5 protein-coding genes are annotated in these 6111 nt (G+C 65.9%); all 5 read right to left on the bottom strand.

Going from position 1 to position 6111, the window contains the following annotated elements:
* Nucleotides 1-156 precede the first annotated feature (156 nt).
* Nucleotides 157-2319 (bottom strand): TonB-dependent receptor, encoded by a 2163-nt coding sequence (locus Q0C59_RS17850; protein WP_291218063.1) that lies wholly within the window; start codon nt 2317-2319, stop codon nt 157-159.
* A 31-nt stretch (nt 2320-2350) separates the two neighbouring features.
* A complete protein-coding gene (locus tag Q0C59_RS17845) occupies nt 2351-2665 on the bottom strand; it encodes a cytochrome c (RefSeq protein ID WP_291218060.1) in 315 nt (104 codons plus the stop codon).
* Nucleotides 2666-2746: 81 nt separating this feature from the next.
* A complete protein-coding gene (locus Q0C59_RS17840) occupies nt 2747-4024 on the bottom strand; it encodes a sorbosone dehydrogenase family protein (protein WP_291218059.1) in 1278 nt (425 codons plus the stop codon).
* Between the two features lie 191 nt (nt 4025-4215).
* Nucleotides 4216-4608 (bottom strand): RidA family protein, encoded by a 393-nt coding sequence (locus tag Q0C59_RS17835; RefSeq protein WP_291218056.1) that lies wholly within the window; start codon nt 4606-4608, stop codon nt 4216-4218.
* Nucleotides 4609-4618: 10 nt separating this feature from the next.
* The coding region (locus Q0C59_RS17830; protein ID WP_291218053.1) for an AMP-binding protein at nt 4619-6111 on the bottom strand (1493 nt) is incomplete at its 5' end.

The raw sequence follows: 6111 nt of genomic DNA, 5'->3' as shown, positions 1-6111 counted from the left end.
CTCGCACAGCGCATCGTCGAGCGGCACGGCGGACGCATCTGGTGCGAGGCCGCGTCGAGCGCCGGCTGTACCTTCGCCATCAGCCTGCCGGCGCAGGTGATCGACCCCGAGAGCGAGTTCGGCCGGCTGCCCCCGTGAGGGCTGCGCGGCCGGTGTTCAAAAGCGCCGCGTGAGCTCGATACCGGCCGACAGCGAGCGGCCCAGGCCGGGTTCGAAGAAGCGGCTGTTGCCATCGTTGACGATCACCGAGCCTGCGTGTTTCTTGTCGGTGAGGTTGTCGATGCGCACGAACTCGCGCCAGGTCCAGGCACCTGTGGTTTGCTCGAAGCGGGCGCCGATGCTGAAGAGCGTGTGGCCGGCGGCGGCATCGCTGTTGAGGTCGTTGACGAACACGCGGCCCGTGTGGCGCGCTTCCAGGGTGAACACGCTGCCCGCTGCCCAGCTGCCCGCCAGGTTCGGTGCCCAGGCGAGTTGGGCAAAGAGCTGGTGGCGAGGCAGACCGGGCATCTGATTGCCAGCGGGGATGGGCACATTGGGCGAAGCACAGGGTGATGCCGTGCACGTGGTGAAACCATCGCGGTAGTTCGCCTTGAGGTAGGTGTAGGCCGTGCTCAGCGTGACCTCGTCAAGGCCGTACTCTGCAGAGAGCTCCAGCCCCTGGCGCAGCGTGCGGCCGGCGTTCTGAAAAGTCGAGCGTCCGCCGCTGTTGGTCAGCGTCACAATCTCGTCTTGTGTGCGGATGTCGAACAGGGTGGCATTCCACAAGCCCGAGCCGTTGCGACCGCGAAGACCGGCTTCTGCGCTGGTGTTGCGCGAAGCGTTGAGCGTTGTGTTGAAGCCCGAGGCACCCAGTCGGTAGGCCACCTCGTTGAGCGTTGGAATCTCCAGGCCTTTACCCACGTTGGCAAAGGCCTGCAGCCCCGGCGAGAGTTGCCAGCGCAAACCCACCACAGGCAAGGTGGCGCCAAAGCTTTTTTCGCCGCTGTCGTCGCCATTGAGGCCGTTGACGTAACGGTCGCTGGAGGTGTAGTCGGCATTCACCCGCCGCACTCCAGCGCTGAGTGTGAGCCGTTCGCTGCTCCATTCGGTCTGCAGATAGGGGTCGAGTGTGTTCGCGCGGTTGGTCTCGTCGCGGCGCAGCGCGCCTTGCACGCCCAGCGTGCGGTTGGGGGGTGTGCCCACGAAGTTCTCGTAGCCACGGCGCAAGTCGGTTTGCCGGTCGCCGGCCAAGCCAGCGCTGACCGACAGGCGACCACCTGCGGCCTCCCCCATCCAGCGCCAGCGTGCGTTCCAGCCCCAGTAGTGGCGGTCCAGGTCGATCACGCCGCCCGAACTGGTGACGGGAATCTGAGCACCGGCGGGAATGGCCTGGTACTGCACCACCTGGCGTGTGCCGCCGTAGCCCATCAGTTCAATCTTGTGCCCTCCGCCCAGTGCCTGGTCCCAGGCCAGACCGAGCTGGCTTTGAGACACCGACTTGCGCGTGTTGAAGTCAATGGCCGCGTCTGCTGTCTTCTGGTCACTGATCTCAAAATCTTTCCTTTCCAGACCCAGCGGGTCCAGCGCAAAGCCACGCTGCTGGTTGAACAGGATCACGGTCCGCCCACCCTCATGGGCTCGCGAGAGTTTCACGTTCGCGGTGCTGCGGTCGGCTGCCGACTGCGGGCGCGCACCGTCGGTGGCGAACTTGCCCACGTCCAGCGTGTACGACCAGCCCGGGGCTTCGGCCGTGCCGGTCTGGCCGGAGACCTGGGTCGAGAGGCGCCACAAGCCGTTGGAGCCGAACGCCGAGCCCACGCGCAGTTCACCGGGCCGGGTGCCATCTTGTGTGTAAGCCAGGATGGCGCCTCCACTGGAGGCGCCATACAGCGCGGCAAACGGCCCGCGCACGACCTCGATGCGGTCGGCACTGCCCAGCGGGAAGTTGGCCGCCTGGCCCGAGCCGTCGGGCGCGCTGGCCGGAATGCCGTCGACAAACAGGCGCACGCCACGAACCCCGAAGGTGGAGCGGGCGCCAAACCCGCGGATGGAGACCTGCAGGTCCTGCGCGTAGTTTTCGCGGTTGCGGATCACCAGACCCGGCACGCGCGCCAAGCCTTCGGACAGGTTGATCTGCAGCTGGCCATCGCGCAGTTCGCGGCCGTCGACCACGTCCACCGTGGCCGCGCCGCGCCAGCGCTGGTCGGCCGATCCGCTGCCGGTGATGACCACCGGTGCAAGGGATCCGGCGTCGGAGTCCGGCGGCGTGGGGGTGGTCTGGGCGTGCAGCCAGGCGGGCAACACGGCCAGGGGAAAAAGAACCAGGTAGCGCACTTGCATGGTGGGGCGGCGTCTTGAAAGTGTTTGGGTGTCAGGGCGTCTGCACACTGATCTGCAGTGACGAGTACCAGGCGGCGAGATCCTCGATCTCGGCATCGGTCAGGGGTTTGGCAATCACACCCATCACCTCGTGCGGGCGTTTGCCACTGCGGTAGTTCTTCAGCTGCTCCACCAGGTAGATGCCGGGCTGGCCCGCGAGGTGCGGCGCGTTGGGCATCATGGACATGCCGTTGGGGCCGTGGCAGACGGCACAGGCCATGTTGGCCTTGGTGCGGCCCACCGCGGGGTCGGCCGCGTGCGCGGCGCCCACGCTCAGCGCGGCCGCGATCAGGATCGAAATTCGCATGGGAAAAGGTCCGTTCAAGCGTGAGCTCGCTCAAGCGGCCCGCGTGGGCCGCTTGAGCGAGGAGGCGGCAGGGTGCCGCTGTCAGTTCGGCGAGTAGGTGACGCGGTAGATCGCGCCGACGTAGTCGTCGGAGATCAGCAGCGAGCCGTCTTTCATCGGAGCCACGTCCACGGGTCGGCCTTTGTAGACGCCGTTGCCGTCCAGCCAGCCTTCGGCAAACACCTCGGACTTGCCGGCGGTTCCGTTGGCGTTGAGCGGGATGAAGTTGATCAGCGCGCCGGTGGCCTGGCTGCGGTTCCACGAGCCGTGCGAGGCCACGAAGATGCCGCCCTGGTACTTGGCCGGGAACTGCTTGCCGTTGTAGAAGGTCATGCCCAGCTGCGCCTGGTGGGCCGGGAACTCCACCTGCGGGAAGACAGCGTTGGCGGGTTCCTTCATGTCCTTGAGGTCGGGCGCTGCGGCTGTGCCTGCCACCTTGAACTTGCCGTTCCAGTACGGGTAGCCGAAGTGCTCGCCGACCTTGGTGGCGCGGTTGAGTTCGCCCGGTGGCACATCGTCGCCCAGGCCGTCGGTCTGGTTGTCCGTCCACCAAACCGACTTGTCCTTCGGGTTGATGTCCATGCCGACCGAGTTGCGCATGCCGCGCGAGAACACCTCGCGCTTGGAGCCATCAAAAGCGTTCATGCGGACCACACCGCCGATGCCGATCTTGTCGTACAGATCGACCTTGTTGGCGGGCTGCACGTTGTGGGGCTGACCCAGGGTCACATAAAGCATGCCGTCGTCGGCCACGCGGCAGGTGCGCGCGCCGTGGTTGAACGACTCTTCCTCCACCGGGATCAGGCCGCCCTGGGGCACCACTTCGATCACCGCCACATCCGGGCCTTCGTAGAAGAACTCGGCGGCCGGGAAGTTGAGCACGCGGTTGTGTTCGACCACCACGAGGAAGCCGTCCTTGGTCCAGCACACGCCGTTGGGCACCTTGAAGTTGATCGATGGCGCGAAGGGCTTGACCTCGTCGGCTGTGCCGTCGCCGTTGCGGTCGGTCACGGCCCACACGCGGGTCTTGCGCGTGCCCACGAAGAGCATGTTGGTGCTGGGAGCCACCGCCATGTGGCGCGCATCGGGGACGACGGCGTAGAGTTCGATCTTGAAGCCCGGAGGCAACTTCACGGCCTTGAGGTTGGCGCGGATCGCATCGGCGTTTTTGCCTTCCTGCGCAACCGGTGGAATGTTCAGGTCGACGCCTGAGACCTTCATCTGCTTGAGCGTTGCCAGGTTGTCCTTGCCGGCTTGGGCGAGCGCCCCCGTGGCCAGACCGCAGGCCATCAGGGCCAGCAACAGTTTGGTGCTTTTCATATGTCTCCTCTGTGGGTTTTTTTCCCCGAAAACCATATTTCGGGGAACTTATTCTGGAGCGAGACGGGGAGCGTTAGCAAGCCAACAATGGCTGTGGGGACATGCTCGTTGCACCGATCAGAAAGCATTTACGCCGTGTTACCGGGATTTCCAACTCCCCGAGGGCGTGGTGTGCGTTCAGTGGTGGGGATTCAGTCCGGCACCACGGCCGTCACTTCAATCTCCACCTTCGCGCGCTCTTCGACCAGCGCGCTCACCTCCACGCAGGTCATGGCGGGGAAGTGTTTGCCCATGACCTCGCGGTAGGCCTCGCCGAGTTCGCGCAGGCGGGCGTTGTACTCCTCACGGTCGGTGATGTACCAGGTCATGCGCACCATGTGCTGTGGCCCGGCGTCGGCGCACGCCAACACCGCGCGGATGTTGATCAGCGCCTGGCGGGTTTGTGCAATGAAGTCGTCGCTTTCGAAGGTCTGGCTGGCGTTCCAGCCGATCTGGCCGCCCACGAACACGTGGGTGCCGCGCGCGCTGATGCCGTTGGCGTAGCCCTTGGGGGTGGCCCAGCCGGGCGGCTGCAGGTGTTTCATGTCGGTCGTCTCAGTGTTGTGGCGCAGCGTGCTGGCGCAAGGCAAAGCGCTGCAGCTTGCCGGTTTCTGTGCGCGGGAGTTGGGTCAGGAAGACCACCTCTCGCGGGTACTTGTAAGGTGCGAGGCTGTGCTTCACATGGTCTTGCAGTGCCTTCACCTGCGCCGCGTCGCCGGCGTGGCCAGGTTTCAAAACCACGAAGGCCTGCACGATCTGGCCGCGCTCGTCGTCGGGCTTGCCCACCACGCCGCACTCGGCCACGGCCGGGTGCTCCATCAAGGCGGCTTCCACTTCGGGACCAGCCACGTTGTAGCCGGCGGTGATGATCATGTCGTCGGTGCGCGCCTGGTAGAAAAAGTAGCCGTCGGCGTCCATGCGGAAGGCGTCGCCGGGGTGGTTCCAGCCGCCCTTGACGTAATGGGTCTGGCGCTCGTCGTCGAGATAGCGGCAACCCGTGGGGCCGATCACCGCGAGCTTGCCCACTTCGCCCACCGGCAAAGGCTCACCGGCGTCGTTCACCACACGGGCCTGGTAGCCCGGCACCACCTGGCCAATGGCGCCACGGCGAACCGACTCAGGGGCCGAGGAAATGAAGATGTGGAACATCTCGGTGGCACCAATCCCATCCAGCATCTCCAGTCCGGTGGCGTCTTTCCACAGCTGGCGCGTGGCGTCGGGCAGGCCTTCGCCTGCGCTCACGCTGATGCGCAAGTTGCCAATGCCATGTGTTTTGGCAAACGCCGCCATCTGGCGGTAGAAGGTGGGCGCTGTGTAGCAGATGGTGGCGCCCACACGGGCCATGAGCTGCACCATCCCTTCGGGCGTGTAAGGCACGGACGAGAAATACACCGAGGCACCCGCCCACATGGGAAACACCAGCAGGCCGCCCAGCCCGAAAGTGAAGGCCAGCGGAGGCGAACCCATGACGATGTCGTCGGGGGTGGCGCGCAGCACATGGCGCGGCCAGGTCTCGCAGGCGGCCAGCACATCACGGTGTGTGTGCACCGCGGCCTTGGGCGTGCCGGTGGTGCCGGAAGTGAAGGCGAGCAGGGCGATGTCGGTGGCTGCGGTGGGGCAGGGAGCGCTGTGCACGCACTGGCGCTTGGCCATCGACTCCAGCGAGTTGGTTGCCTCAGCACCAACGGTGTTGAACACCAGCATCGTCATGCCGGCGGTGGCCGGGTCGGTCGCCAGCGCAGCCTTGAGTTCGTCCTGCAGTTTCACGTCGCACAGCGCGAGCACGGGTTGCGCTTTCTTGAGGATGGCGCCGAGTTCCCTGGCGCGCAGCAGCGGCATGGTGGCCACCGCGATCAGCCCCGCCTGCACCGTGGCCAGCCAGGCCAGCGCCATGGCCACCGAGTTGCCGCCGCGCAGCAGCACGCGGTTGCCGGGCACCAGACCCAGTTCCACCGTGAGGGCGTTGGCGATGCGGTTCACCTCGGTCTGTGCCTGCGCGTAGCTCAGCGTGCGCTCGTCGCTGCGAAACAGCGCCCGGTCGGCGTGTC

The organism is Hydrogenophaga sp., from assembly GCF_022844385.1.
Lineage (GTDB): Bacteria > Pseudomonadota > Gammaproteobacteria > Burkholderiales > Burkholderiaceae_C > Hydrogenophaga.
The sequence above is the reverse complement of the archived record's forward strand: the minus strand, read 5'-3'. Positions and strand labels throughout refer to the sequence as shown.